The organism is Xanthomonas sp. F10 (genome assembly GCF_014206815.1).
Lineage (GTDB): Bacteria > Pseudomonadota > Gammaproteobacteria > Xanthomonadales > Xanthomonadaceae > Xanthomonas_A > Xanthomonas_A indica.
Genome location: NZ_JACHNP010000002.1, coordinates 445,252 through 468,537, shown reverse-complemented (window position 1 = coordinate 468,537; position 23,286 = coordinate 445,252). Strand labels below are relative to the sequence as shown.

Genomic DNA, 23,286 nt, shown 5'->3' with positions numbered 1-23,286 from the left:
GGACTTGCGCGCGCATTCCGATAAATCGCTTATTTATCAATTGTATGCACCGGCGAAATATTTCCGGCGCGGCGTTTTCCACGCATCGTTGTCACGATACCTATGTCGCACCAATTGTGACAACGAGACCAATTTGTGCACCGCCGCATAATCGCACTGCATTCTCATTTGCGCACGGCCACGTACTGTTACAGCCTCTTGTGCAACTGATTGATAAATCTACATTCCCACTCCACCACAGCGTCCTTTCCGGGATCCAGTGCCGAGATTGAGCGGCAAAACCAGAACCAGACAAATTTTCTTGCCAAGGCTTGACATCGTTGTCATGGCCTCGTAAGAATCGGCGCACACGGGGGTGTAGCCGCGCATGTGCGGCGCGAAAGCGGGCCAAGGGAGGCATGTGATCGCAATGATCCGTTCGCACGCATCGCGTGTCGCACGCGGCACTTCATGGCATTCCGAAAGACGGCCTCGCGCCCTGCCCGGCGCGAGGTCGTCGGCGCACGCCGCGTCCAGTGCCCTGCCACCGTTTCCGCGGCGTCCCGCCATCGGAACGTGGTCCGATCGACCGCGATGGGCGGCCTCGCCAGCGCACCTGCTCGATTCACGCAATATCGCCGTGCACGCGCCGCGGCCGCTCGCGCCTGCACGTGCGCACGACACCGGCAGCACCCGTCGTCCCGTGCAGCGCAGGACGGCCTCCAGGTTCCGCACCACCCGGCACTCCAGCCCGCATCCGCACCCCAGGCAGTAAGGCAACAGGCAACTCCGGCACGCGGCCCGACGTCCGCGCAATCGCGTTGATCCATTGAATGATGAGGGAGAGACATCATGCAATACCGCCATTCCGCCCTGTCGGCGGCCATCGCCGCCAGCGTCCTCGCCTTCGCCGCGCAGGCGCAGCAGGCCGATTCCGCCGCCACCGACCTGGACGCGGTCCAGGTGGTCGGCATCCGCGCCAGCCTGGAGAAGTCGCTGGACACCAAGCGCAACAACGTCACCGTGTCCGAGGCGATCACCGCCGAGGACATCGGCAAGTTCCCCAGCACCAACGTCGCCGAGGCATTCGCGCAGATCCCCGGCGTCACCATCGACCGCCGCTTCGGCCAGGGTGAGCGGGTCAGCATCGACGGCACCGATCCCAGCCTCAACCTGTCGTTCCTGGACGGCCACCCGGTGGCGCAGGCGATCTGGCTGTACGGCGAGCAGCCCAACCGTGGCTTCGACTACACCCTGCTGTCGCCGCAGATCCTGGGGCGCGCGGAGATCGTCAAATCCACCGAGGCGCGGCTGACCGAAGGCAGCCTTGGCGGCACCGTGCTGATGCACAGCCGCCAGCCGCTGGACCTGAAGGCCAACGAGATCGCCGGCTCGGTGGGCTACAGCTACAGCCAGCAGGCCAGCGAGGGCAAGCCGAATGCGTCGCTGCTGTACAGCTGGAAGAATCCGCAGGAGACCTTCGGTATTGCGGTCTCCGCGCAGCACTACGAGGAACGCGTCGACCGTCAGGGCCTGGAAGTGTTCGGCTACGCCAAGGCCGGCACCTTCGCCAACGCCACCGGCGTACCCGCCGATGCCGACGTGCCCAACTCGATCAACGCCGCCTGGTTCCAGCAGGACCGCAAGCGCGACAGCGCGGTGGTGAACCTGCAGCTCAAGCCGAGCGACGCGCTGGAGTTCAACCTCAGCGGCCTGTACATCAAGGAAGACTTCGACAACTACAACCAGTCGATGTACAGCTTCCTGACCTGGAACCCGGGCACCGTCGCCGCGGTCGACGCGCTGGGCGACGTGCGCAACGGCGTGGTCCGCAGCGGCCATTCCGGCGCCAACGCCAACGCGGGCGGCGGCACGGTGATCTACGACAACAACGTGCGCCAATCGCAGGTGACCACCAAGGGCCTGGACCTGCGCGGTGCCTACCGCGGCGAACGCTGGACCCTGCGCGGCCAGGTCGGCCAGAGCAAGTCCGACAACGATCACCTGGCGCAGTATTTCATCGAGCCGTTCTACAACGGCGGCTTCCGCTGGGATCTGGACCGCGGCATCCGCTTCGACGACCCCACCGGCGCGCGCAACCCGGCCAACTGGGGCTCGGCCGGCGGCTGGATCGGCAACAACGGCGTGTTCTCCACCCAGAGCAAGGACCGTTACGGCCAGCTCGATCTGGACCTGCAGTTCGACGGCGTGTTCAACCAGCTGCTGGCCGGCGTACGCCAGGGCAAGCACGACGAGGACTTCGCCCTCAACGTGTACGGTGGCGTCACCCCCGGCACGCTGGCCGACATCGGCACCATCGGCCTGACCGACATCCGCGGGTTCTATCCCGACCAGGGCCAGCACGTGCAGGCCGGGCGCGGCAACGTGATCGACTGGATCCGCAACAGCCCGGTCGACTACGCCAACCCGGACCCGTCCAGCTACCTCAACAATACCTGGGCGCTGCAGCAGACCAACAACGCCGCCTACGTGCAGCTGAACTTCTCCAACGCCGGCCTGCGCGGCAACCTCGGCCTGCGCTACGTGCGTTCCAAGACCGAGGGCAGCGGCTTCGTCTACAGCGGCACGCCGACCCTGCAGGACCTGGACAGCAAGTGGCAGACGCGCACGCAGACCGAGCACTTCCTGCTGCCGTCGCTGAACCTGGCCTACGACACCGACAACGACTGGGTGTTCCGTTTCGGCGCCGGCAAGGTGATCGCCTGGGCGCCGTACAACCAGATGGTCAACAACACCTTCCTCAACGACACCACGCTCACCGGCAGCGGCGGCAATGCCGAGCTCTCGCCTTACGAATCGTGGAACTTCAACCTCTCGGCCGAGTACTACTTCGCGCCGCAGGCGGTGGTGGCCTGGTCGATCTTCTACAAGAAGATCGACAACTACATCGACACTTCGGCCACCATCGAGCGCCAGTACAACGCGATCCGCGACACCTCGCCGCAGACCTGGGCGCAGATGCTCGGCAGCAACGGCTGCACCGCCGACGGCTATTGCGACTACAGCATCCAGCGCCCGCGCAACGCCGGCGACGGCAAGGTCAAGGGCTTCACCCTGGCCTATCAGCAGCCGTTCGGCGAGACCGGCTTCGGCCTGTCCGCCAACTACACCTACGCCAGCGGCGAGAACAACAGCGGCAACCCGCTGCCCTATCAGTCGCGCAACAGCGTCGCCTTCAGCCCGTACTACGAGAAGGGGCCGTGGAACGCGCGGATCAGCCTGAACTGGCGCGACAGCTACCTGGCCGGCGGCTACGTCGCCGGCGCCGCGCCGGCCAGCGTCGACGACTACACCGACCTGGGCGCCAGCGTGGGCTACGCGATCAACGCGCAATGGTCGCTGCAACTGGACGCGCAGAACCTGCTGGACGAGGAGTACCTGCAGTACCTGGGCGACAAGGACCACCCGGCCGGGCGCTACCACAACGGCCGCCGCTACATGGCGACGCTGCACTTCAAGTTCTGAGCGCTGCCACGCCTGCGCCGCGGAGCCAACGCCGCGGCGCAGGCGCGCGCATGCGGGCCGCGGCAGCGCCGGCATGCGCTGGCACCGGCACGCCTCAGCGCGGAAACTGCACGTGCCCGTCGGCGAAGTACACGCCCTTGTCGCCCTGGCTGGGCAGCGCACCGATGGTATCGGTGACCACTTGGCCGCGAATATCGGTGAGGCGGATCTCCAGCAGTTGCGCGCCCATCTGCTCGCCGACGAAATGGTTGTACGCGGTCTTCGGCAGGCTGACCCAGTCGCCGTTCTTCTTGTATTCGAACTTCACCACCGGATAGCGGTGGTTGCGCACCTGGATCGCCGCCCAATACTGCGAGCTGCCCTCCTTGATCCGGTACACCACGTTGCCGCTGACCGGCGCGGCCACCACCTGCCAGCGGATCGGGATGCGCCCGGCACTGGTGTCGCCGATCGCGGCGAACGCATTGGGCGACAGATCCAGCCCGCAGTCGGCGCCGTCCGGATACAGATCGGTGACGTACACCGTGACCGTGCCGCGTGGTCCCTGCACCTGCAGGTAGGCGCCGGCCAGCGCCGCCTGGATTCCGCCGTAATTGAGCTGCTTCGGGTTCAGCGCAGTGATCGTCGCGGCCGGGTCGATGGGATCCAGCAGCAGCGCGCCCCCGGAATAGCCGGAGCTGGTGTAGGTGGCGGTGCCGCTGCAGACATCGTTCCAGGCGGCGCTGGCCGGTGCCGCACTGATCGCCAGGCACAGCGCGGCGAACAGGCCGGCGCCGCGCGCGGCACGGGTGGAGTGGCGTGCTTGCATGCGTGTTCTCCTGCACAGGCGCGCGGAGCCGCCGCGCGGCGACCGGGCAGCCTGCCCGGCGCCGGCACTCTAGGACGCGGCGCGCACGCCGCGCCTTGCGCGCGGCCGGGAATTCCACGACTTGGCCGACACCGTAGACCGCGCCGTCACGTCTCAGCGACGGCGCAGACCGCCGCGCTCCAGCCGCCACAGCAGGTCGCGCCATGGCGTGGCCGCGGTGGCCATGCCCGCCGCCACGCCCAAGGCATCGGCCACTGCATCCAGCGGATCGGCCGACCGCGTGGTGGTCCACGCCCCTTGCGCGAACTCGATGCCCACGCCCAACGCCAGCAGGCCCAGCGCGGCCCAGCGCCAGGCGCGCGGCCCGGCGTAGATCTGCACCGCCGCAGCCGCCAGCAGCAGGTAGGCGATGAAGTGCTCGGCCTTGTCGCTGTCGGGCAGGTCCGACAACTGCGGCGGGTGCGGCATCATGCACACGTAGATCAGCACCACGATGCCCAGCCACCACAGCCCCAGCCACAGCCAGGGCCAGCGGAAGGCGCGCACTGCCGCCATCACAGCCGCCAGGTCAGGTCGCCGGACAGGAACGCCGGCGCCAGCGACACGTCGCGTTCGAAGCCCATTACCTGGAAGCGCTCGCCCATCTCGCTGGGCAGGGTCAGCTGCTTCACCTGCTGGCGCAGGCGCAGCCGCGCGGCCTCGTCGCCGCGCGCCTCGGCCTCGGCCAGCAGCGCGTCCAGGCCGTTGCCGAGCAGGAAGCTGGCCTGGTTGCAGTAACCGGCCAGGTCGAAGCCGGCGCCGGTGCCGGCCTCGGCCAGCGCAGTGAAGTCGACCGATGCGGTCAGGTCCTGCAGGCCCGGCCAGCGGTACGGATCGGCATGCGTGCGATGCCGGTAGAAGGCGCGCAAGGTGCCGTCGTCGCGCTCGGGCAGATAGAACTCGCGGCGTGGATAGCCGTAGTCCACGAACAGCATCGCGCCACTGCGCAGGCCGCCGGCCACCGCCTGGATCCAGTACGGCAACTGCGGCAGCAGCTCGGAACGGTAGCCATCGGCGAACGGCGCCTGCAGATAGCGCTCGATGTGCCGCACCGCCGCCGCCAGCAGCGGATCGGCCGGCTGTTCGCCGCGGCGGAAGCGGCCCTCGCCGTCCAGGGTCACGGTCTCCTCGAACACCTCGCCGTCGCGCAGCGCGAAGCGCGGCGTCGGCAGGGCGTCGATCACCTCGTTGGCGAACAGCACGCCGTTCCAGTCGTCGTCGAACGGCCGGTCCAGCCACTCCACCAGGTCGAACACCGGCGGGATCAGCGCGCGCGCCAGGCGCTCGCGCTGGCGTTCGCGCAGATCCGCGCTGGGCTCCAGGATCGCGTAGCGCTCGGGCAGCGCATCCAGCGCCAGCAGGCGCTTGAGCATGACCTCGGCGAAGGCGCCGCTGCCGCCGCCCACTTCCAGCATGCGCGCCTGCGGCCCGAGTTGCTGCAAGACCGGCGCCAGCGCATTGGACACGGTCGCGGCGAACAGCGGCCCCAACTCCGGCGCGGTGACGAAATCGCCCTCCTCGCCGAACTTGCTGCTGCCGGCGCTGTAGTAACCGAGACCTGGCGCGTACAGCGCCAGCTCCATGAAGCGCGAGAACGGAATCGCCCCGCCGGCGGCGGCGATCTCGGCGCGCATGTGCGCGGCCAGGCGATCGCTGTGGGCCAGTGCGATGGCATCGGGCGAAGGAAGGTCGGTGGGCATGCGGCGCCGGATTGCGTGGACAATGCACAGCATAGCCGAGCACGGAACCCGTACATGACCCAGACCAAAGTCGCCCTGATCACCGGCAGCGCGCGGCGCATCGGCGCCGGCATCGCCCGACGCCTGCACGCGGCCGGCTACGCCGTCGCCTTGCATGCGCATACCTCGCAGGCCGAGCTGCAGGCGCTGGCGCAGGAACTGGAGGCCGTGCGCGCCGGCAGCACGCTGACCCTGCAGGCCGATCTGCGCGACACCGCGCAGTTACCGGACCTGGTGGCGCAGTGCGTGGCGCGTTTCGGCCGGCTCGACGCGCTGGTCAACAACGCCTCCAACTTCTATCCCACGCCGTTGCACGAGGCGACGCCGGCGCAGTGGGACGACCTGTTCGCGGTCAACGCGCGCGCGCCGCTGTTCCTGGCGCAGGCCGCGGCCACGCAACTGCGCCAGCATGGCGGCGCGATCGTCAACCTCACCGACCTGCACGCCGAACAACCGCTGCGCGCGCATCCGCTGTACAGCGCGGCCAAGGCCGCCCTGGCGATGCTGACCCGTTCGCTGGCGCTGGAACTGGCACCGCAGGTGCGGGTCAACGCCATCGCCCCCGGCGCGATCCTGTGGCCCGACGCGGGCAAGGACGCGGCCGCGCAGCAGGCCCTGCTGGCACGCACCCCACTGGCGCGCACCGGCCAGATCGAGGAAATCGCCGAGGCCGTGCGCTGGCTGCTCGACGATGCCAGCTTCGTCACCGGGCAGACCGTGCGGGTGGATGGCGGGCGCGGGCTGATGTGAGGCCGGGATTGGGGATTCGGGAGTCGGGATTCGCAAAAGCGGATTGCAGCGGTCCGATAGCGCCGCTTGAACGCCGCGGCGCTTTCCGCGATGGCCGTGGCCCCGCCGTCGCTGCTGCCTGAAGCGAATCCCCAATCCCTACATCCCGAATCCCTGCTTCACAACCAATCTCCAATCCCGACTCCCCAATCCCCGCTACTCAACCAATTCCACCACCTCGAACACCTTCCCGTGCTCGGCATGCGCCTGCCATAGCGCAGCCAGGGATTGGCCGCTGACCGGGTCGACGAAGTCGGCGGCGATGTCGGCCAGCGGCTTGAGGACGAAGGCGTGGCGCAGTTCCGGACGCGGGATGCGCAACTTGCCGGGCCCCTCGACGATGCGGTCGCCGTAGAACACTACATCGATGTCCAGGGTGCGGTCGCTGAAACGCGGGCCGCTGCGGTCGCGGCCATGCGCGTCCTCCAGCGCATGCAGCCAGTCGTCCAGCGGCGCCAGCTCCCAGTCGGTCTGCAGCGCCACGGCGTTGTTCAGGAACGCCGGCCCGTCGAAGCCGACCGCCGCGGTGCGATAGGTCGGCGACACGACGATCGCGCCGAACTGCCGGCGCAGCGCCGCGATCGCCGCGGCCAGGTGGTGATGCGGGCGCAGATTGCTGCCCAGGCTCAGAAGCACGGTGGTCATGCGCTATTCGCGCATGCCGCGGCGGCGAGCGTCAACGGTAGCCAAGCCCGAGCCCCCCGCATAGAATCGGAACGTACCTGGTTTTTCGGCAGCGCCATGACATATTGCGTCGGCATCGAAGTGGACGAAGGCCTGGTCTTCGCCGCTGACACCCGCACCAACGCCTCGCTGGACGACGTCCGCGTGCACCGCAAGCTGCACGTGTTCGAGTATCCGGGCCAGGCGGTGTTCGCATTGATGTCGGCCGGCAACCTGGCGACCACGCAGCTGACCCTCTCGCGCCTGCAGCGCGACGCCGACGATCCCGAGGCGCCGCGCAGTCTGCGCAGCTTCCGTCACCTGTTCGAGGTCGCCGAGTATGTCGGCGAAGTGCTGGCCTCCAGCCAGATCAAGCTCTCCGAGCAATCCCAGCACAGCGGCGTCAACGTGCAGTCGACGCTGATCCTGGGCGGGCAGATCGCCGGCGAACGGCCCGGGCTGTACATGATCTATCCGCTCGGCAACGCCATCGCCACTTCGCCGGAGACGCCCTACCTGCAGATCGGCGAATCCAAGTACGGCAAGCCGATCCTGGACCGCATCATCCGCTCGGAGATGCAACTGGAAGACGCCGCGCGCACCGCGCTGGTGTCGCTGGACTCGACCATCCGCTCCAACCTGTCGGTGGGCATGCCGATCGACCTGGCGCTGATCCGCCGCAACGACCTGCGCGTGACCGAACGCATGCGCCTGGAAGCCGACACCCCGCTGTACGCCGAGATCCACGACACCTGGTCGCGCAAGCTGGAGAACGCCGTGCGCACCCTGCCGCGTTTCCCCTGGGAACCGGCCCTGGCCGCCGACCCCGACAACGAAACCCGCGACATCCTGCCGCCCCTGCCGCCCCGTCGCGCCCCCGCCCGTCGCGACCCGGAAGACCAGTCAGCCCAGCAGTGAGGCGCCGGGATTGGGGAGTCGGGATTAGGGATTCGCAAAAGCGGATCCCTGGGGAGCTGACACAACGCGCCTAGCGCGTTGCTGCGCTTCGCGCGCGAGCGGCGTCGGCTGTTGTTGTTGCCCCGGGCGAATCCCCAATCCCGACTCCCCAATTCCGGCTTCACAACAAATCCCGAATCCCGACTCCCCAATCCCAGCCCCTGGATCAACCACTCTCAAGCGCATGCGCCACGGCGCGGAACACGCGCTGCATTTCCAGCGGCTTGCGCAGGACGTGCACGGCGATGTCGGCGGGGAAGTGGTCGCGTTCCAGGTGGGTGCCGGTGTCCTCGAGCACGATCGCCGGGCCCTGGTAGCCCAGGTCCTGTAGCGCCAGCAGCAAGCGCACCGCCGACAGCAGGATGATGTCGCTGTCGACGATCACCAGGTCCGGCAGGCCGTGCTCCTCGACGTCGCGCAGCGCCGCGGCGCCGTCGGACGCCAGCTGCGGGCGGTAGCCCTGGCTGGACAGCGCATTGCCCAGCAGCGACAGCCGCGTGGCCTCGCCGTCGACCAGCAGCACGCGCTGGCCCTTGCCCATCGGCAGCGACAGCTCCGGCTCGGTCGACGGCGCCGGCGTGCGCAGCGGCATCAGCAGTTCGAAGCAGGTGCCCTCGCCCGGCGTGCTGTCCACGCCGATCCGGCCGCCATAGCTCTCGACGATGCGCTTGCAGGAGATCAGGCCCAGGCCGGTGCCGTCCGGCTTGGTGGTGAAGAACGGGCTGAACAGCCGCGCCTGGGTCTCCGCATCCATGCCGATACCGCTATCGCGGACCAGAATGCGCACCTGCTCGCTGCCGTCGGCGCCGATCGCCGGCGTCGCCGACAGGCTCAACTGGCCGCCCTCCGGCATCGCCTGGATCGCGTTGAGGCCGAGGTTGAGCAGGCACTGCTGCAGTTCGGTGTAGTTGGCCTCGATCGACAGCGCCGGATCGGCCACGTCCACCTTCAGCGAAACCCGCTCCGGCAGGCTGCTCTTGAGCAGCATCTGCACCGCCTGGAACAGCTCGGCCAGGCGCACCCGCTCGCTGGGCGTGCGCGAACCGCGCACGAACGAGAGCATCGACTCGGCCATCTCATGGCCGCGCCGGCCGCACTCGGCGATGACGTCGGCCAGGTGCCGCAGTTGCGGATCGTCGCTGCGCCCGACGATCAGTTCCGGCACGATCAGCAGCGGCTGCAGGATGTTGCGCAGGTCGTGGCTGAGGCCGGCGGCGAGCAGGGCCAGGCTCTCCAGCCGCTGCGCGCGCATCAGTTCGCGCTCCACCCGCTGCCGCTCGCGCTCGGTGCGGGCCTCGCGGATCGCCCGCGCCACCGCCGACGGCAGGCGGGTCGGGTTGTGCTTGATGATGTAGTCGTTGGCGCCGTCGCGCAGCGCCTCCACCGCGGTCTCCTCGCCGATGGTGCCGGAGACGAAGATGAAGGGAACGGCGTTGCCGTCCTCACGCACCACCCGCAGCGCCTCGTGCCCGGAGAACCCGGGCATGCTCAGATCCGACAGCACGATGTCCGGGGCGAAATCGCCGAGCGCCTCGCGCAGCGTCGGTTCGCTTTCCACACGGCGGAACGTCGCCTCCAGGCCGGCGTCCAGCAACTGGTCGGACAGCAGCTCGGCATCCTCCGGCGAATCCTCGACCATGAGGATCCGGATCGGGCCAAGCCTGGGGCCGGTGGTGGGCATGCGCGCTTACTCTTTGTCCGGCGCCTGGTTGATCAGCGCCCAGAAGGTGCCCAGGGTCTTCACCGCGGTGAAGAACTGGTCCACGTCCACCGGCTTGACCACATAGGCGTTCACGCCCAGGTCCCAGCTGCGGGCCAGGTCGCTTTCCTCGCGCGAGGACGACAGGATCACCACCGGCAGGCGCTTGAGCGACTCGTCGCTGCGCACCAGCTTGAGCACTTCCAGGCCGTCCATGCGCGGCATCTTGATGTCCAGCAGCAACACCGCCGGCAGGCCTTCCTCGCGGTCGGCGTAGGCGCCGCGGCGCAGCAGATAGTCCATCGCCTCGACGCCGTCCTCGACGTGCACGATGGGGTTGGCCAGGCGCGCGTCGCGCAACGCATCCACCGCCATTTCGGCATCGGCGGGGCTGTCTTCGGCAAGCAGGATGGTGCGGATGGCGGTCATGCAATGAACTCGGTAGAGGGCGTTTCGGGCGCCGGGGGCAAGACGAAGTGGAAGGTGGCGCCCTGGTCGGGGGCGGACTCGGCCCAGATATGGCCGCCATGGCGGGCCAGCACGCGGCGCACGCTGGCCAGGCCGATGCCGGTACCGGAATACTCGCTGGCCTTGTGCAGGCGCTGGAACACGCCGAACAGCTTGGCCGCGTAGGTCATGTCGAAGCCGGCGCCATTATCGCGCACGCTGAAGTGATGGCTGCCGTCCGGCTGCACCTGGTAGCCGACCTCGATCTGCGCGACCTCGCGCTTGGCGCTGTACTTGACTGCGTTGCCGAGCAGGTTCAGCCACAGCTGCCGCATCATGTTCTCGTCGGCCACCAGGATCGGCAGCGGCGCGATGTTCCATTCGATGCGGTGGCCGCTGCCGCCGTGCTCGGACTGATAGTTGGCGTCGAGCACCGAGCGCGTCTCCGCCACCAGCGACTGCATGTCCACCGCCTGCAGGCGCAGCGCGCTGCGGCCCAGGCGCGAATACACCAGCAGGTCGTCGATCAGCGAGGCCATGCGCCGCGCCGAGGTGCCGATCACCTCGAGATAGTGCCGGCTCTTCTCGTCGGCGCCGTCGCCCAGGTGGCGCGCCAGCTTGTCGGCGAAGCCGGCGACATGGCGCAGCGGCGCGCGCAGATCGTGCGAGACCGAATAGCTGAACGCCTCCAACTCGCGATTGACCTCCGACACCTGCTCGACCTTGCCCTCCAGTTGCCGGTTCAGTTCCTGGATGCGCTGTTGCGCCGTCTTCTGCAGGGTGATGTCGCTGACCGTCATCAAGACCACTTCATCCTCGCTGTCGGGCAGCGGCATGCGCCGCGCATTCAGCAGCATGGTCCTTGGTACCCCGTCCGCGCCGAGTTGTTCGTGCTCGAAATCCCACAATTCGCGTCCGCGCAGCAGCACGTCGGCCAGGCGCTGGACGATGATCGGATCCTGCCAGACGCCGTGGCCCACATCGGCCAGCATCTTCGGCGGATCGGCCAGGTCCATCCCGTACAGTTCGGCGAAGGCGGTGTTGTGCATCAGCATGCGCTGGCTGCCGTCGAGCAGCACGATGGGCTCGCGCACGGTCTGCAGCACCGCCGCGGCGCGGCCGTTGGCGCGCAGCATGTGGCGCTCGGCATCCAGGCGCCGGCCGATCTGCCGCTGCAGCAGCCAGATCACCAGGCCCAGCAGCAGCAACTGCACCACCAGCGAGGCCCAGCTGACCATCGAGGCGACCATGCGACGCTGTTCGGCGTCGGCGGTGCGCTCGGTCAACAGTTCGTCCTCGCGGCGCTGCAGTTCGGCGATCAGGCCGCGCACCGGATTGTCGGCGGTCATGTCCTGGATCAGCGCGCGGATCCGGTCCGGATCGCGCGTCTGCGCGATCCGCTCGGCGATCAGGCCGCGCCGTTCCAGCGTGCTCTGCAGGCGGCCGATGCGGATCTGCTGGTCGGGGTTGTCGCGGGTGAGTTCGGCCAAGTGGGCGATGGACGGCTGCAACGACACGCGCGCGTCCTTGAGGCGCGCAGTCAGGATCGGCGACTGCACGCCATGCGACATTGCCATCGCCGCCGACTCCATGTCGCGCATGTCCGCCTCCATCGCGTTCAGCGTGGCGGTCACCTCCTGGCTGTGGCCGACCCAGTCGGCGGCACGCAGGGTGCTGGCATTCATCTGCCGCAGCAGCAGCGAGGGCAGGATGACGATCAGGACGACGGCCAATGCCAGCAGCGGCAGGCGCCAGCGGTCCCAAGCATCGTGTTTGGCGATGGTCTGCATAGCGGGTGCGTCAGAAGGAGAAACGGCTGCGGCCATCGCGGGCGCGCATTGTCGCCCATCTTCCCCGGCAGCAGATGAATTATTCAGCGGGAGCGCGACACCCCGATCGCGCCAACGGCATGGACTCTATCCCACTTCGCGCACGCGTCCACGCCAGCGGCCCCCGGCCGCCGGCAGGAGCGCCACGTACGCGCGGCGCTCAGGGCTGGCGCGCCACGCGGGCGGCTGGACCGGCCTGGGTGCCGACCAGCGCCCAGGCCGGCATGCCGGCGCGGACCAGCAGGAAATCGGCATGGCTGCGCAGGCGCCGGCGCTCGGACTGGCTCAGGCCCTGATCCAGTTCCTGCATCAGCGACGAGAAGGCGGGCCAGAAACCGGCATCGTCGTGGAAGGTGGTCAACAGCATGCTCAACTGCGCCTCGAGCCGGCGTACCGCGGCCAGCAGCGGCGACCCCTGCGCCGCATGGCCGGACAGCGCGGCGCCCAGCGCCTCGGCGGCTGCGGCCGCATGCCCCGCGGCCGGGTGGGGTTGGGTGTCCAACATCGCGCGTGATCCGTTGAGGAACATGAAGGGATGATGTCCGAACCGGTGTCAAAGCGACGCGAAATGTTATGCGCGTCTCAATTTCTTCGGCATCCACCAAAAAAAACGCACCCCGCAGGGTGCGCCATGGCCGGTGTCGCGGGTGGGGCGCCTCGTCGCATCCCCACCCGCGGCCGCGGATCGCGCTACTTACTTCTTGGCAGCCGCGCTGACCTTCAGGTCGGTCGCATCCACCTTCTTGACCCCGTCGATCTTCTTGGCGACCGCCACGGCCTTGTCCTTCTCCGCCTTGGTCGCGACCGCGCCCGACAGCTTGACCGTGCCGTTGACGGTATCGACCTTGATCTCGGTGCCCGACACGTTCTTGGTCGCCAGCAGATCGGCCTTCACCTTGGTGGTGATCCAGGTGTCGGTGACCGGCTCCTTGGAGTCGTGGTGGCCTGCCTCGTGGGCGGTCGTGTCGTGCTGCATGGTGTCCTGCTGGCCCATGGTGCCGTGGTCCTTGGCGCCGGTGGACTGGCCGGCCGCGAACGCCTGGCCCGCGCCGAACGCAAAACCGGCCACCAGGGTGGCGCCAAGCAGGGTGCGTGCATTGATCGTTTTCATCGTGTCTTCCTCCGCTGAAGGTGCGCGCAGTCTCCACCACGCCGTCGTACAGGCGGCGTGACCGCGAAATCGCCGCAGCGTGAATGCGCAATCCGCCGACATGGGCCGCGCGATACTGGATTCCCGTCGCACTCGCCCGCGCCCCATGTCCGACTTCAATCTCGCCCTGCTCGGCTTCGGCTATGTCGGCCGTACCTTCCATGCACCGCTGATCGCCCACACGCCCGGCCTGCGCCTGCACACCGTGGTCTCGCGCCAGGCCGACGCCGTGAACGCGGCCTGGCCGCAGGCGCATGTGCTCGCCGATGCGGCGCAGGCCTTCGCCGATCCGCAGATCGACGCCGTGGTGGTCGCCACGCCCAACCAGACCCACGCGCCGCTGGCGCTGGCCGCGCTGGCGCACGGCAAGCACGTGCTGGTGGACAAGCCGTTCACCCTGGACGTGGCCGAAGCGCAGCAGGTGCTCGAGCAGGCGCAGCGGGCCGGCCGCATCGTCAGCGTGTTCCAGAACCGGCGCTGGGACGGCGACTTCCTCGGTGTGCGCGCGTTGCTGGAAGCCGGCACGCTGGGCGAGATCGCCGAGTTCCATTCGCACTTCGACCGCCATCGCCCGCAGGTGGGCGACCGCTGGCGCGAGCACGCCCTGCCCGGCTCCGGGCTGTGGTTCGACCTGGGGCCGCACCTGCTCGACCAGGCGCTGCAACTATTCGGGCCGCCGCAGGCGGTGCAGGCCGACCTGGCACTGCAGCGCCCCGGCGCACAGACGGTGGACTACGTGCATGCGGTCCTGCGCTATCCGCGGCTGCTGGTGGTGCTGCATGCCGGCTCGCTGGTCGCCGCGAACGGGCTGCGCTTCGCGATCCACGGCAGCGGCGGCAGCTATCTCAAGCACGGCCTGGACACGCAGGAAGCGCAGTTGCGCGCGGGCGTGGCGCCGGGCGCAGCGGAGTGGGGCGAGGATCCCCTGCCCGGCCAACTGCGTCTGGTCGGCGCCGACGGCACGCATTCGGTACAGACCCTGCCCGCACACCGCGGCGATTACCGCGACTGCTATGCGGCCTTTCGCGAAGCGCTGGCCGGGCGCGGGCCTGCGCCGGTGGATGCGGCGCAGGCGCTGGCGGTGATGCGGCTGCTGGAGGCGGGCGTGCGCAGCGCCGCCTCCGGCTGCAGCGTGACGCTGGACTGAGCGGCGCGGGTCAGGCGGGACGCGTGCCGCCCGGCGCGGGCGCGTCGCCGCCCTCGTGCTTGATCGCATGGCCGCCGAACTGGTTGCGCATCGCCGCCAGCAGCTTGTCGGCGAACGAATCGTCGTCGCGCGAGCGCAGCCGTTCCAGCAGCGAGAGCGTGATCACCGGCGCCGGCACGTCCAGGTCGATCGCCTCGGCCACGGTCCAGCGGCCTTCGCCGGAGTCCTGCACGTACGGCGCGATCCCGGCCAGGGTCGGATTGGCGCCCAGCGCGTCCGCGCACAGGTCCAGCAGCCACGAACGCACCACGCTGCCCTGGCGCCAGACCTCGGCGACCTGGTGCAGATCCAGCGCGAACTCCTGCTTGCGCCCCATCAGCGCGAAGCCCTCGGCGTAGGCCTGCATCATCCCGTACTCGATGCCGTTGTGGACCATCTTGGTGAAGTGGCCGGCGCCGCTCGGGCCGACATGGCCCCAGCCGGCATCGGCCGCCGGTGCCAGGGTCGCGAACACGTCGTGCAGGCGCTGCACCGCGGCGGTGTCGCCGCCGATCATCAGGCTGTAGCCCTCGCGCAGTCCCCACACGCCGCCGCTGGTGCCGCAGTCGACATAGGCGATGCCGTGCGCGGCGAGTTCGCCGGCGCGGCGCATCGAATCCTTGTAGTAGGAATTGCCGCCGTCGATCACCACGTCGCCCTTGCCCAGCAGCGGCAGCAACGCCGCCAGGGTGTCGTCGACGACCTTGCCGGCGGGCACCATCAGCCACACCGCGCGCGGCGCCGGCAGCGCCGCGATCAGCGCGGCCATGCTGTCGACCGCTTCCACCCCGCGCTGCTGCGCCGAGCTGCGCGCGGCCTCGCCCAGGTCGAAGCCGACCACGCGATGCCCGCCGCGCACCAGCCGCTCGGCCATGTTGGCGCCCATCCGGCCCAAGCCTACAAGTCCCAGTTCCATGCGTCGTTCCCGGTTCGAAAAAAGGAGGGTTAGGGTCTCACGAAGCGGCGGCGCCGACGTGACGCGCAGCTAAGGCGCCGCTGCGGCGGCCGGCACCGGCGCCTGCGCGCAGTCGCGCAGTTGCAGGTCGCGCCAGCGCCGGTACAGCGTGGTGTGCAGGTTGTGCAGGGTCAGTTCGACCGCGAACGGCGTGCGCGGATTGCGGTCCAGCAGCCGCACCACGTGGTAGCCGATCGGCTTGACGCCCTTGGGATGCACGTAGACCTGAAAGCCGCGGTAGAACGGATCGTCGAGCAGGGCGTCCAGTTGCGCGAGCACGGCCTGCTGCGCGGGATCCAGGCGTGCGCGCAGCGCCGGGTCGCGATCGTACAGCAGGCGCTCGAAGCGTTCGCGCCCGGGACCGCGCAGCGCCCGCGCCAGTTCCCAGATGCGCCGGTTCTGGCCGTCGTAGTACGCGAAGCCACCGTGCGTGCGCAGCGCGGCGGCGGCCTCGGCGCTGACCGCGGCGACCACGAAGTTCTCCGCCTGGTTGTTGATGTCGTCCAGGTAGCGGCGTTCGAACACGTGCACGATGTAGCCCGGCGCGCCGAGGAAGGCGGCACGGCCGCGTTGCGCGGTCTTGGCCGCCTTGCCGTCGGCGAAGAAGTCGCCGGCGTGCGCGCCGAGCAGGACGCTGTCGGTGTCGTGCAGGGTCAGGAAGGTGCCGATCGACAGTTCGTCGGCGCTGAACGCACGATCGAACGCGGCATCGCCATACAGTTCGCGCTGCGTGGCCAATTGCGCGATCTGCCGGCCGACGCCGCATTCCGAACGCACATGGCCGCTGTAGAACGTCTCGATCGCCTGCGCATTGCCGCCTGCCGGGCGATAGCCGCGGCCGAAGCTGCGGAAGCGCTCCCAGCCCTGCGCCTGCGCGCCGCGCAGGCCGAAGCCGATCCAGCCCAGCTGCAGCGCCGAGAAGCGATAGCCGGGATTGTCCTGCAGCCGCGTGACCGCGCGCGTCGTGGCCGTGCCCAGTTGCAGGAAATAGCCGCACTGCGTCGCCGGCGTGTCCAGCAAGGCGCGCAGCGCCTGGCGACGCTGCGCGTCGTTCCAGGCAGCGGGCAAGGCCACCTGCAGATCGCCGTGCGCCTGCGCCTCGGCCAGCGAACCGCGCTGGCACGGCGCGCCGGCCGCGATCTGCGGCTGGGCGGCGGCGGTGCTGCCGATGCGCCAGCCCAGCCGCTCCAGCAGCGCGGCCAGGCAGGTCGCGCTGGCCTGGTCGGCCGGCGCCGGCGCGGCGTCGGCTGCGGCACTGGCCAGCAGTGCGGCCAACAGCAGGCCGGCGCCGCGACGACGCGCAACGCAAGCGAACCTGAGTGATCGAATCATGCAGCGGGCATCGCGGGCAGGAACTCCGTCGGCCGCAGCGGCGGCGGCGCCGGTGCAGCGTGCCGCATCGCCCGTGCAGGCGTCGCGAAGTCATCCGGTCCCCCACCACCCGCGCGGCGTTCACTCTTCCGCCATGCCCGACGCACCTACACTGCGGCTCTCTTGGCGCAAGCGACCCCCTGCATGCACGTGCTCGTTACCGGAGGCACCGGATTCATCGGCCGCGCGCTGTGCGCTGCCCTGCTCGACGCGGGGTACAAGGTCAGCGTGCTCACCCGCGACCCGGCACGCGCAGCGCGCCTGTTGCCGGCGGTGCAGACGCTGGACGACCTGCAGCGCGCCGGACCGGCCGATGCGGTGATCAACCTCGCCGGCGAACCGCTGGGCGAGGGCCGCTGGAGCGCTACCCGCAAGCGCCGCTTCCGCACCTCGCGCATCGGCACCACCCGCGCCCTGATCGACTGGATGAGTGGGCTCGACGCCGCGCGGCGCCCGGGCTGCCTGATCTCCGGCTCGGCGATCGGCTACTACGGCGATCGCGGCGACGAGGTCTTGGACGAAACCAGCACGCCCGGCGACGACTTTTCCGCACAGCTGTGCCGCGACTGGGAAGCGGAGGCGCTGCGCGCGCAGGACCTGGGCGTGCGCACCAGCCTGGTCCGCACCGGCGTGGTGCTGGGCCGCGACGGCGGCGCACTGGCGCGGATGCTGCTGCCGTTCCGGTTCGGGATGGGCGGGCGCATGGGCGATGGCCGCCAGTGGATGAGCTGGATCCACCGCGACGACCAGGTCGGGCTGCTGCTGTGGCTGCTGCAGCACGGCGGCGAAGGCGCCTACGACGCCACCGCGCCGGCGCCGGTGACCAATGCCGCGTTCGCGCAGCAACTCGCCGCCACCCTGCATCGTCCGGCACTGCTGCCAATGCCGGCGGCGGCATTGCGCCTGGCCTTCGGCGAGATGGCCGACCTGTTGCTGGGCAGCCAGCGCGTGCTGCCGACGCGCGCACAGCGCGAGGGCTATGTATTCCGCTACCCGCAACTGGACCCAGCGCTACGCGCCGTGCTCGCCGACTGAGCCACTGCGGAGGCGCCGCGTCGCCCAGCGCCGCAATCAGTACCGAAACGAAAACGCCCCGGCGGAGACTCCGCAGGGGCGTGTTGCATCAGGTCGCCGCGCCGGCGTCAGGCGCCGGTCGACGCGATATATTGGTGCGACTCAATAGCGCTTGCAGACGGTCTCGACCACGCGGTTACCGTTGGCCTGCTGGCGCTGGCCCTGGATGTAGCGGCCGGTGGCGCCGCCGGCGACCGCGCCGCCGACCGTGGCCAGCTTGCGGCCATCGCCCTTGCCGATCTGGTTGCCGAGCAGGCCGCCGATCGCCGCTCCGGCCAGCGTGCCGCCGAGGCGGTCGGGGTCGGTGCTGTTCTTGCGCACCGCGACCTTCTTGCAGTGCACGCGGGTGCCGTCGCTGAAGCGGCGGCCGTTGTCCTCGGGGCCGTAGTGGCGCTGCGCCTCGGCCAGCGGCGCGGCGGCGGTGGCGATGGCGAGCACGGAAAGACACAAGGCGGACTTGAGAGTGTTCATGCTGATTGCTCCTGGGTGGCGGAGCCGATGCACAAGCACCGCGCTCTCGACGGGCGCCACCTTCTCACCGACTTCGCGAATGGTTCGTGAAGCGAAATCGCGCGGATTCAGCTTCCGCAGCGGCGCCTGAATCAGTCGGCGCCGCCGGGTTCGCCGCTCTGCGGCGCCATCGTCGCAGGCGGCTGCGTCGCGGTGGTGGCCGCGGGTGCCGGCGGTGGCACAGGCGTCGCCGTGGGCATCGGAGTCGGCATCAGCGGCGCTGCCGGCGCAGGTGCGGGCGCTGCCGGCGTCGGTGCCGGCGCGGTCACGGCCGCCGCGGCGGGCGGATGCGTAGGCGGCTCCGGTGCCGGCTTGTTCTTGGGCAGGTATTCGCTCATCAACTGGAAGAAGCGCTTGTAGAAGTCGCCGTCCTGCACCGTGCTGCTGGCCACGCGCACCATCGAGTCGTCGCTGCTGCCGATCGGCAGCGAGACCGAACCGAGCACGCCGACGCCGACGCTGGCCGAGGTCGGGCTCTTCTTCAGCGCATAGCGGTCCTGCAACGCACTGACGAACACCCAGGATTCGTCCTGCCCATGCGCCACGCAGGACACCCGCAACTCGAGCTGCTCGTGCAACTCGTCGCTGGGCTGGAAGTTCTTGGTGCCTTCCACCGCATCGGCGGTGGCCTTGGAGACCACATAGCCCTGGCTCAGCAGGGCGCGGCGCGCCGATTCGCAGGCCTGCGCCGGCTGCACCGGGTAGTTGCGCGAATAGGTGTTGTCGGAATTGAAGGTCTCTTTCACCAGGCCGTCCTGCTTGCGGGCGAAGCAGCCGCTCAGGCCGATCGCGATCAGCGCGAGCGCGGGAATGGCGAGAACCTTGGAGGGAGCGGACATAGGCCGTTGACCGGAGAGAGGGAACCGCGGCAAAGAATAGCCGCAAGCGCGTCGGCGCGGCCTTGACGCCGGCGCGGCCGCTCATCCCGCGGTTAGCGAGGTGCGCGGCGTGGGCCGCGCCGACTCAGGCGGCGGCGGGTTCCAGCGCCAGGTCCACGCGCAGCAGGCCGCCGTCGTGGGCGCGGCGTTCGGCGCGCAGGTAATGATGGGCATCGAGCAGTTCCAGGGTCGGCGGCGCCGCCAGCGGCTCGCCCCACAGGCTCAGCAGGAAGCCACGCGCGCGCAGCCATTCGAGCAGCCGCAGCAGCCCGTCCAGGTCGCGCGGCAGCAGCAGGTCGACGTCGCCGGGCGGGCGCGGTGCCGCCGCCGGATCGTCCAGCCAGTGCGGATAGCTGCCGTACAGCGCAAAGGCGAAGCCGTCGGCACGCAGGGCCGCCAGCAACTGCGCCGTGCCGGGCAGGTCGATGGGCTGGCGCCGGTGCTGGAAGATCAGCGCGTACTCGTGGCTGCGGTCGTTGCGGGTGTCGCCGGGCGCCAGCGGCTGCGCCGTCTCGCGCGGGTAGCACAGCACGCGCTCAGGACGGGGCGCGAACAGGCTGCCGAGGATCCGGGCCAGGTCCCAGGCCTGCGGCACGGTGGCGTCGCCGAGCTGCACGTTCTCCACCATCGCGATGCAGAAGCCGTCTTCGCGCAGGACACGGCGCACGCCATGGAACACTGCACGCAGGCCATGCAGGTAGGCGGCGTAGTCGGCGCTGGCGTAGAGCTGGCCGGGTGCCGCCGCGGCCGGCCAGGCGCAGCCGAAGTACGGCACGTTGGTCAGGCACAGGTCCACCGGCGCGGCCGTCATGCACTGGGGCAAGCCGCCGTCCAGCACCTCGGCCTGCAGGCCGAGCCGCTGCAGCCGTTCGCGCGCCAGCCGCGCGCGCGCCGGGTCGATCTCCAGGCCGATGCCGTGGCGACCTTCCAGCTCGGCGGCGAGCAAGGTGCTGCCGAAGCCGCAGAACGGATCCAGCACGCGCGCGCCGCGCGCGCTGAAGTGGCGCACGAACGGCCGCATCTGCCCGACCCAGCCGCAGTCGCGTGCGCCCAGCGGATCGCGCTGGCGCAGATCCTCCGGTAGCCGATGTTCCGGCGGATCCGGCGACGGCGTCCACCAGCTGCGGCTATCCATGCGGCGCCCGCCACAGCAGATCGCGGTCCGGCTGCCAGCCGGCGCACAGCCGCCCATCGGCGAAGAACACCAGCTTGTAGATGTCGCCGCTGTCGTGGCGCGCATGCATCGCGCCGTAGTCGGAGGTCTCGAACACCACCTCCATGCCGTCGGCGGTCGCCAGGCGCACATTCCAGAAGTAGTAGCCCTCGGTGATCTGCAGCGGCTGCAGCGCGCGCCACCACGGCGCCGCCATGCAGGCGCCGAGCACCTGCTCGACCGCGACCCGCGCCTGCGCCAGATAGCGCGCGGTGCCGCCGTCGCGGTAGCCGTCGCCGAGTCGGGAAAACTCGCGGAAGATCACCGTGCGCGCCCCGCAGGCGCGCGCCCAGTCCAGGTAGGCGGCGACGCCGTCGGCGTCGGCGATGCCGCCGTGCTGCAGGATGCACACCAGGCGCAGCGGCAGCGCTTCGGCGATGCGCTGGGCGGTGGCGACGAAGACGCCCGCATCGGCGATCGCCTCGCCAGGGCGGAAACGCATGATCGCGTCGTTGCGCGCCTGTTGCGGATGATGCCGCGACAGTTCGATCCACGACAGGTCGAAGCGCTGCAAGGCCTGCAACAGCGCATCGCCGTGGCCGCGGGCAAAACCGGCGCCGTTGCTGTACAGCACCCGCTGTTCGACCAACAGGCCGTCGCGCTCGGCCGCGCCCAGGGTCTGCAGCAGTTCCACGAACCAGGCTTCGTCGTCGGTCATCTCCAGCCCCGACAGCGAATGCGACAGCGGCAACCCGTGCAGTTGCGCCAGCGCCTGGCGCAGTTGCGCGAAGTAGTCCGGCGGCGGCCGCAGGCTGGCCGCGGCGGTGCCGCCGCTCTGCGGCCGCAGGGTTTCCGAGCAGAAGCGGCAGCGCGCCGAACACGGCCGCACCGATGCGTAGGGAGTGAAGGTCACTGGCTGCGCGACGCGGTAGTCGCGCGCGCCGATGCGCTGCTGGCGCCAGCGCGACGCATCCGTCGCGGCCGGCACCCGCCATTCCAGATGCGGTGTGCTGGCGCGCAGCGCGGCGAACAGCGGCGAGCCGCCGCTCAACGGCGGCGCACTCGGCAGGGAGGCGTGCATGGCCGCCTCCTACAGGCGCGCGGCGTTCGCGCGCTCGCGTACCTCGGCGAAGGTCCAGTCGTGCAGCAGGCGGCCGTTCTCCCACACGGTGACCATCGCATCGTCGTAGCCGGCCGGGCCGGCGACCGCTTCGGCCGACACCGCGTCTGGCGGCACCGGCTCGGTGCGATAGCTGCCGTACTCGCGGTGCCGCAGCAGGCGCATGCGGCCGCGCTTGCTGAGCTTGCCCTTGTCGGTGACCGGATCCTTGTAGACATCGATCCAGCGGCCGTCGACGCGCGCGGCCGAGCACTTCAACGCGAACTTCTGGGTGTCGCGGTCGAGCCGCTGCAGCAAGGCGCCGCCCATGCCGAAGGCCAGGTTGTCGGTGGCGTAGCCGGCGCTGGTGATGCGCTCCAGGATCGCGCGGATGCTGGTCGGGTTGACTCCGTCGCCCTGGATCACCCGCACGTGGTTGAGCACCTTGTAGCCCTTGCCGTTGACGCTGTGGCCGAAGGCCTCGTCGAGCAGTTCCAGGCACTGGTGCACCACCGCTACCGGATCGCCGGAGTCGGGGCGGATCACCACGGTGGCGCCGGAGGCGATCACCTCCTCGCGCAGCGTGGTGCCCCAGTGCTCGCGGATCGCGTGGAAGATGTCGTAGCTGTCCGACACCACCGCGACCACGCCGCCGGGCTTGCCGAACTGCTTGAGCATATTGCGGTACGCGTCGACCTCGCGTTCGCGGCCCCAGCTGGTGATGGTGCTGTGCTCGGCGGCGGGGATGGAATAGCCGGCCATCGGCTCGTGGTAGTGCGCGCGCGCCAGCAACAGTCCGGACACGGTGTCGGTGCCGAGGAAGTTGACCAGGTGCGCCGCGCCGCCGATCGCGGCCGATTCCAGGCTGGACACGCCGCGCGCGCCGAAGTCGTGCAGCTTGAACGGCAACTGCCCGTCCGGATCGTCGCTGGTGCGCTCCAGGAACTGGCGCAGGGTCTGCTTGGCATGCCAGCTCACCGTGGCCACCGTCACAGGGTACCAGATGCGCAGCAGCAGCGTCTCCAGGTACGACGGCACCCAGTAGGCCTGCGCGTCGGTGGACTCGATGGTCATCAGCGCGTTGTGGGTCGGCACCACGCTGCCCTCGGGCACGGCGCGGATACGGATCGGCAACTGGCCGCCGAGGCGGTCGACGATGTCGCGCCAGCCGGCCTCGTTGAACGGCTCGCCGTGCGCGGCGAACAGATCGCGCGCCTCGTCGATGTCGGCATGGGTGACGGGGCGGCCCAGCGCCTCCTTGAGGATCGACTGCAGGCCGAAGAACACGGTGCGGTCGTAGACGCCGCCGCGCGATTCCACATAGAAGAACGTGGCGTCGGTGCCGGGCGGGTACTGCAGCCAGTGGCTGGCCTTGTAGCTATCGGTGTTGAGCAGCAGGTTGTTCAGGCATTGCATGACGGAAGCTCCTTCGCGTCGGGGAAAGCCGGCGGTCTGTCCGCCAGCCGGGAGGCCGC

General features: G+C 69.7%; 20 protein-coding genes and 1 pseudogene. 5 read left to right on the top strand and 16 right to left on the bottom strand.

Annotation, left to right across the window (positions count from 1 at the left end; genetic code table 11):
• Positions 1 to 831: 831 nt before the first annotated feature.
• The gene (locus FHR56_RS13535; protein WP_160945419.1) at positions 832 to 3,465 is read left to right on the top strand and encodes a TonB-dependent receptor; all 2,634 of its coding nucleotides are present in this window, start codon (positions 832 to 834) and stop codon (positions 3,463 to 3,465) included.
• Positions 3,466 to 3,559: 94 nt separating this feature from the next.
• Here the strand turns inward: FHR56_RS13535 and FHR56_RS13530 are convergent.
• The 3 genes and pseudogenes from FHR56_RS13530 to FHR56_RS13520 all read right to left on the bottom strand — a co-directional run.
• Positions 3,560 to 4,165: pseudogene (locus FHR56_RS13530) on the bottom strand (expansin EXLX1 family cellulose-binding protein); the annotation flags it as partial.
• Positions 4,166 to 4,426: 261 nt separating this feature from the next.
• Entirely contained in the window at positions 4,427 to 4,828 is a 402-nt protein-coding gene (locus FHR56_RS13525) for a VanZ family protein (RefSeq protein WP_160945421.1), read from the bottom strand.
• Complete coding sequence (locus FHR56_RS13520; protein ID WP_160945422.1) at positions 4,828 to 6,012, bottom strand: SAM-dependent methyltransferase; 1,185 nt, start codon at positions 6,010 to 6,012, stop codon at positions 4,828 to 4,830. Before FHR56_RS13520 ends, FHR56_RS13525 begins: the two co-directional genes overlap by 1 nt.
• Before the next feature lie 54 nt (positions 6,013 to 6,066).
• Between FHR56_RS13520 and FHR56_RS13515 the strand changes: the two genes are divergently transcribed.
• Positions 6,067 to 6,801 carry a pteridine reductase gene (locus tag FHR56_RS13515; protein ID WP_160945423.1) on the top strand — a complete coding sequence of 245 codons (735 nt, stop codon included), beginning with the start codon at positions 6,067 to 6,069 and terminating at the stop codon, positions 6,799 to 6,801.
• 195 nt (positions 6,802 to 6,996) lie between these two features.
• Here the strand turns inward: FHR56_RS13515 and folK are convergent, their stop codons facing one another.
• Entirely contained in the window at positions 6,997 to 7,485 is a 489-nt protein-coding gene (gene folK, locus FHR56_RS13510) for a 2-amino-4-hydroxy-6-hydroxymethyldihydropteridine diphosphokinase (RefSeq protein ID WP_019795883.1), read from the bottom strand.
• Between the two features lie 96 nt (positions 7,486 to 7,581).
• Between folK and FHR56_RS13505 the strand changes: the two genes are divergently transcribed.
• Entirely contained in the window at positions 7,582 to 8,421 is an 840-nt protein-coding gene (locus tag FHR56_RS13505; RefSeq protein WP_160945424.1) for a 20S proteasome subunit A/B, read from the top strand.
• A 205-nt stretch (positions 8,422 to 8,626) separates the two neighbouring features.
• Here the strand turns inward: FHR56_RS13505 and FHR56_RS13500 are convergent, their stop codons facing one another.
• The 5 genes from FHR56_RS13500 to FHR56_RS13480 form a co-directional block, all read right to left on the bottom strand.
• Positions 8,627 to 10,141 carry a hybrid sensor histidine kinase/response regulator gene (locus FHR56_RS13500; protein WP_184502643.1) on the bottom strand — a complete coding sequence of 505 codons (1,515 nt, stop codon included), beginning with the start codon at positions 10,139 to 10,141 and terminating at the stop codon, positions 8,627 to 8,629.
• Positions 10,142 to 10,147: 6 nt separating this feature from the next.
• Positions 10,148 to 10,588 (bottom strand): response regulator, encoded by a 441-nt coding sequence (locus FHR56_RS13495; RefSeq protein ID WP_019797077.1) that lies wholly within the window; start codon positions 10,586 to 10,588, stop codon positions 10,148 to 10,150.
• Complete coding sequence (locus FHR56_RS13490; protein WP_160945426.1) at positions 10,585 to 12,396, bottom strand: ATP-binding protein; 1,812 nt, start codon at positions 12,394 to 12,396, stop codon at positions 10,585 to 10,587. Before FHR56_RS13490 ends, FHR56_RS13495 begins: the two co-directional genes overlap by 4 nt.
• Before the next feature lie 199 nt (positions 12,397 to 12,595).
• Positions 12,596 to 12,940: a hypothetical protein gene (locus tag FHR56_RS13485; RefSeq protein ID WP_237473011.1), complete on the bottom strand. Its 345-nt coding sequence runs from the start codon at positions 12,938 to 12,940 to the stop codon at positions 12,596 to 12,598.
• 189 nt (positions 12,941 to 13,129) lie between these two features.
• Positions 13,130 to 13,546 (bottom strand): BON domain-containing protein, encoded by a 417-nt coding sequence (locus FHR56_RS13480; protein WP_019796628.1) that lies wholly within the window; start codon positions 13,544 to 13,546, stop codon positions 13,130 to 13,132.
• A gap of 145 nt (positions 13,547 to 13,691) precedes the next feature.
• Here FHR56_RS13480 and FHR56_RS13475 point away from each other — a divergent pair, with 145 nt between their 5' ends.
• The gene (locus FHR56_RS13475; protein ID WP_160945428.1) at positions 13,692 to 14,732 is read left to right on the top strand and encodes an oxidoreductase; all 1,041 of its coding nucleotides are present in this window, start codon (positions 13,692 to 13,694) and stop codon (positions 14,730 to 14,732) included.
• Between the two features lie 10 nt (positions 14,733 to 14,742).
• Here FHR56_RS13475 and gnd read toward each other — a convergent pair whose 3' ends face one another.
• Together gnd and FHR56_RS13465 are read right to left on the bottom strand one after the other, a co-directional pair.
• Positions 14,743 to 15,687, bottom strand: coding sequence for a phosphogluconate dehydrogenase (NAD(+)-dependent, decarboxylating) (gene gnd / locus FHR56_RS13470; RefSeq protein ID WP_160945429.1), 945 nt, complete (start codon positions 15,685 to 15,687; stop codon positions 14,743 to 14,745).
• 69 nt (positions 15,688 to 15,756) lie between these two features.
• On the bottom strand, positions 15,757 to 17,058 hold the full coding sequence (locus tag FHR56_RS13465; RefSeq protein ID WP_160945430.1) for a hypothetical protein: 1,302 nt from the start codon (positions 17,056 to 17,058) through the stop codon (positions 15,757 to 15,759).
• A 183-nt stretch (positions 17,059 to 17,241) separates the two neighbouring features.
• Here FHR56_RS13465 and FHR56_RS13460 point away from each other — a divergent pair, with 183 nt between their 5' ends.
• Entirely contained in the window at positions 17,242 to 18,132 is an 891-nt protein-coding gene (locus FHR56_RS13460; protein ID WP_160945431.1) for a TIGR01777 family oxidoreductase, read from the top strand.
• A 141-nt stretch (positions 18,133 to 18,273) separates the two neighbouring features.
• Here FHR56_RS13460 and FHR56_RS13455 read toward each other — a convergent pair whose 3' ends face one another.
• The 5 genes from FHR56_RS13455 to FHR56_RS13435 form a co-directional block, all read right to left on the bottom strand.
• The gene (locus tag FHR56_RS13455; protein WP_160945432.1) at positions 18,274 to 18,642 is read right to left on the bottom strand and encodes a glycine zipper 2TM domain-containing protein; all 369 of its coding nucleotides are present in this window, start codon (positions 18,640 to 18,642) and stop codon (positions 18,274 to 18,276) included.
• A gap of 131 nt (positions 18,643 to 18,773) precedes the next feature.
• Positions 18,774 to 19,520: a DUF2242 domain-containing protein gene (locus FHR56_RS13450; protein WP_160945433.1), complete on the bottom strand. Its 747-nt coding sequence runs from the start codon at positions 19,518 to 19,520 to the stop codon at positions 18,774 to 18,776.
• Positions 19,521 to 19,644: 124 nt separating this feature from the next.
• Positions 19,645 to 20,694, bottom strand: a complete 1,050-nt coding sequence (locus FHR56_RS13445; protein ID WP_160945434.1) for a DNA methyltransferase — start codon at positions 20,692 to 20,694, stop codon at positions 19,645 to 19,647.
• The gene (locus tag FHR56_RS13440) at positions 20,687 to 21,793 is read right to left on the bottom strand and encodes a hypothetical protein (RefSeq protein ID WP_160945435.1); all 1,107 of its coding nucleotides are present in this window, start codon (positions 21,791 to 21,793) and stop codon (positions 20,687 to 20,689) included. The genes FHR56_RS13445 and FHR56_RS13440 overlap by 8 nt, the downstream gene beginning before the upstream one ends.
• Before the next feature lie 9 nt (positions 21,794 to 21,802).
• Positions 21,803 to 23,227 (bottom strand): nicotinate phosphoribosyltransferase, encoded by a 1,425-nt coding sequence (locus tag FHR56_RS13435; protein WP_160945436.1) that lies wholly within the window; start codon positions 23,225 to 23,227, stop codon positions 21,803 to 21,805.
• Positions 23,228 to 23,286: the final 59 nt, after the last annotated feature.

Coding starts and splice junctions, on each gene's coding strand:
- FHR56_RS13535 (WP_160945419.1), top strand. CDS start 832: ATGCAATACCGCCATTCCGCCCTGTCGGCGGCCATCGCCGCCAGCGTC.
- FHR56_RS13525 (WP_160945421.1), bottom strand. CDS start 4,828: ATGGCGGCAGTGCGCGCCTTCCGCTGGCCCTGGCTGTGGCTGGGGCTG.
- FHR56_RS13520 (WP_160945422.1), bottom strand. CDS start 6,012: ATGCCCACCGACCTTCCTTCGCCCGATGCCATCGCACTGGCCCACAGC.
- FHR56_RS13515 (WP_160945423.1), top strand. CDS start 6,067: ATGACCCAGACCAAAGTCGCCCTGATCACCGGCAGCGCGCGGCGCATC.
- folK (WP_019795883.1), bottom strand. CDS start 7,485: ATGACCACCGTGCTTCTGAGCCTGGGCAGCAATCTGCGCCCGCATCAC.
- FHR56_RS13505 (WP_160945424.1), top strand. CDS start 7,582: ATGACATATTGCGTCGGCATCGAAGTGGACGAAGGCCTGGTCTTCGCC.
- FHR56_RS13500 (WP_184502643.1), bottom strand. CDS start 10,141: ATGCCCACCACCGGCCCCAGGCTTGGCCCGATCCGGATCCTCATGGTC.
- FHR56_RS13495 (WP_019797077.1), bottom strand. CDS start 10,588: ATGACCGCCATCCGCACCATCCTGCTTGCCGAAGACAGCCCCGCCGAT.
- FHR56_RS13490 (WP_160945426.1), bottom strand. CDS start 12,396: ATGCAGACCATCGCCAAACACGATGCTTGGGACCGCTGGCGCCTGCCG.
- FHR56_RS13485 (WP_237473011.1), bottom strand. CDS start 12,940: ATGTTGGACACCCAACCCCACCCGGCCGCGGGGCATGCGGCCGCAGCC.
- FHR56_RS13480 (WP_019796628.1), bottom strand. CDS start 13,546: ATGAAAACGATCAATGCACGCACCCTGCTTGGCGCCACCCTGGTGGCC.
- FHR56_RS13475 (WP_160945428.1), top strand. CDS start 13,692: ATGTCCGACTTCAATCTCGCCCTGCTCGGCTTCGGCTATGTCGGCCGT.
- gnd (WP_160945429.1), bottom strand. CDS start 15,687: ATGGAACTGGGACTTGTAGGCTTGGGCCGGATGGGCGCCAACATGGCC.
- FHR56_RS13465 (WP_160945430.1), bottom strand. CDS start 17,058: ATGATTCGATCACTCAGGTTCGCTTGCGTTGCGCGTCGTCGCGGCGCC.
- FHR56_RS13460 (WP_160945431.1), top strand. CDS start 17,242: ATGCACGTGCTCGTTACCGGAGGCACCGGATTCATCGGCCGCGCGCTG.
- FHR56_RS13455 (WP_160945432.1), bottom strand. CDS start 18,642: ATGAACACTCTCAAGTCCGCCTTGTGTCTTTCCGTGCTCGCCATCGCC.
- FHR56_RS13450 (WP_160945433.1), bottom strand. CDS start 19,520: ATGTCCGCTCCCTCCAAGGTTCTCGCCATTCCCGCGCTCGCGCTGATC.
- FHR56_RS13445 (WP_160945434.1), bottom strand. CDS start 20,694: ATGGATAGCCGCAGCTGGTGGACGCCGTCGCCGGATCCGCCGGAACAT.
- FHR56_RS13440 (WP_160945435.1), bottom strand. CDS start 21,793: ATGCACGCCTCCCTGCCGAGTGCGCCGCCGTTGAGCGGCGGCTCGCCG.
- FHR56_RS13435 (WP_160945436.1), bottom strand. CDS start 23,227: ATGCAATGCCTGAACAACCTGCTGCTCAACACCGATAGCTACAAGGCC.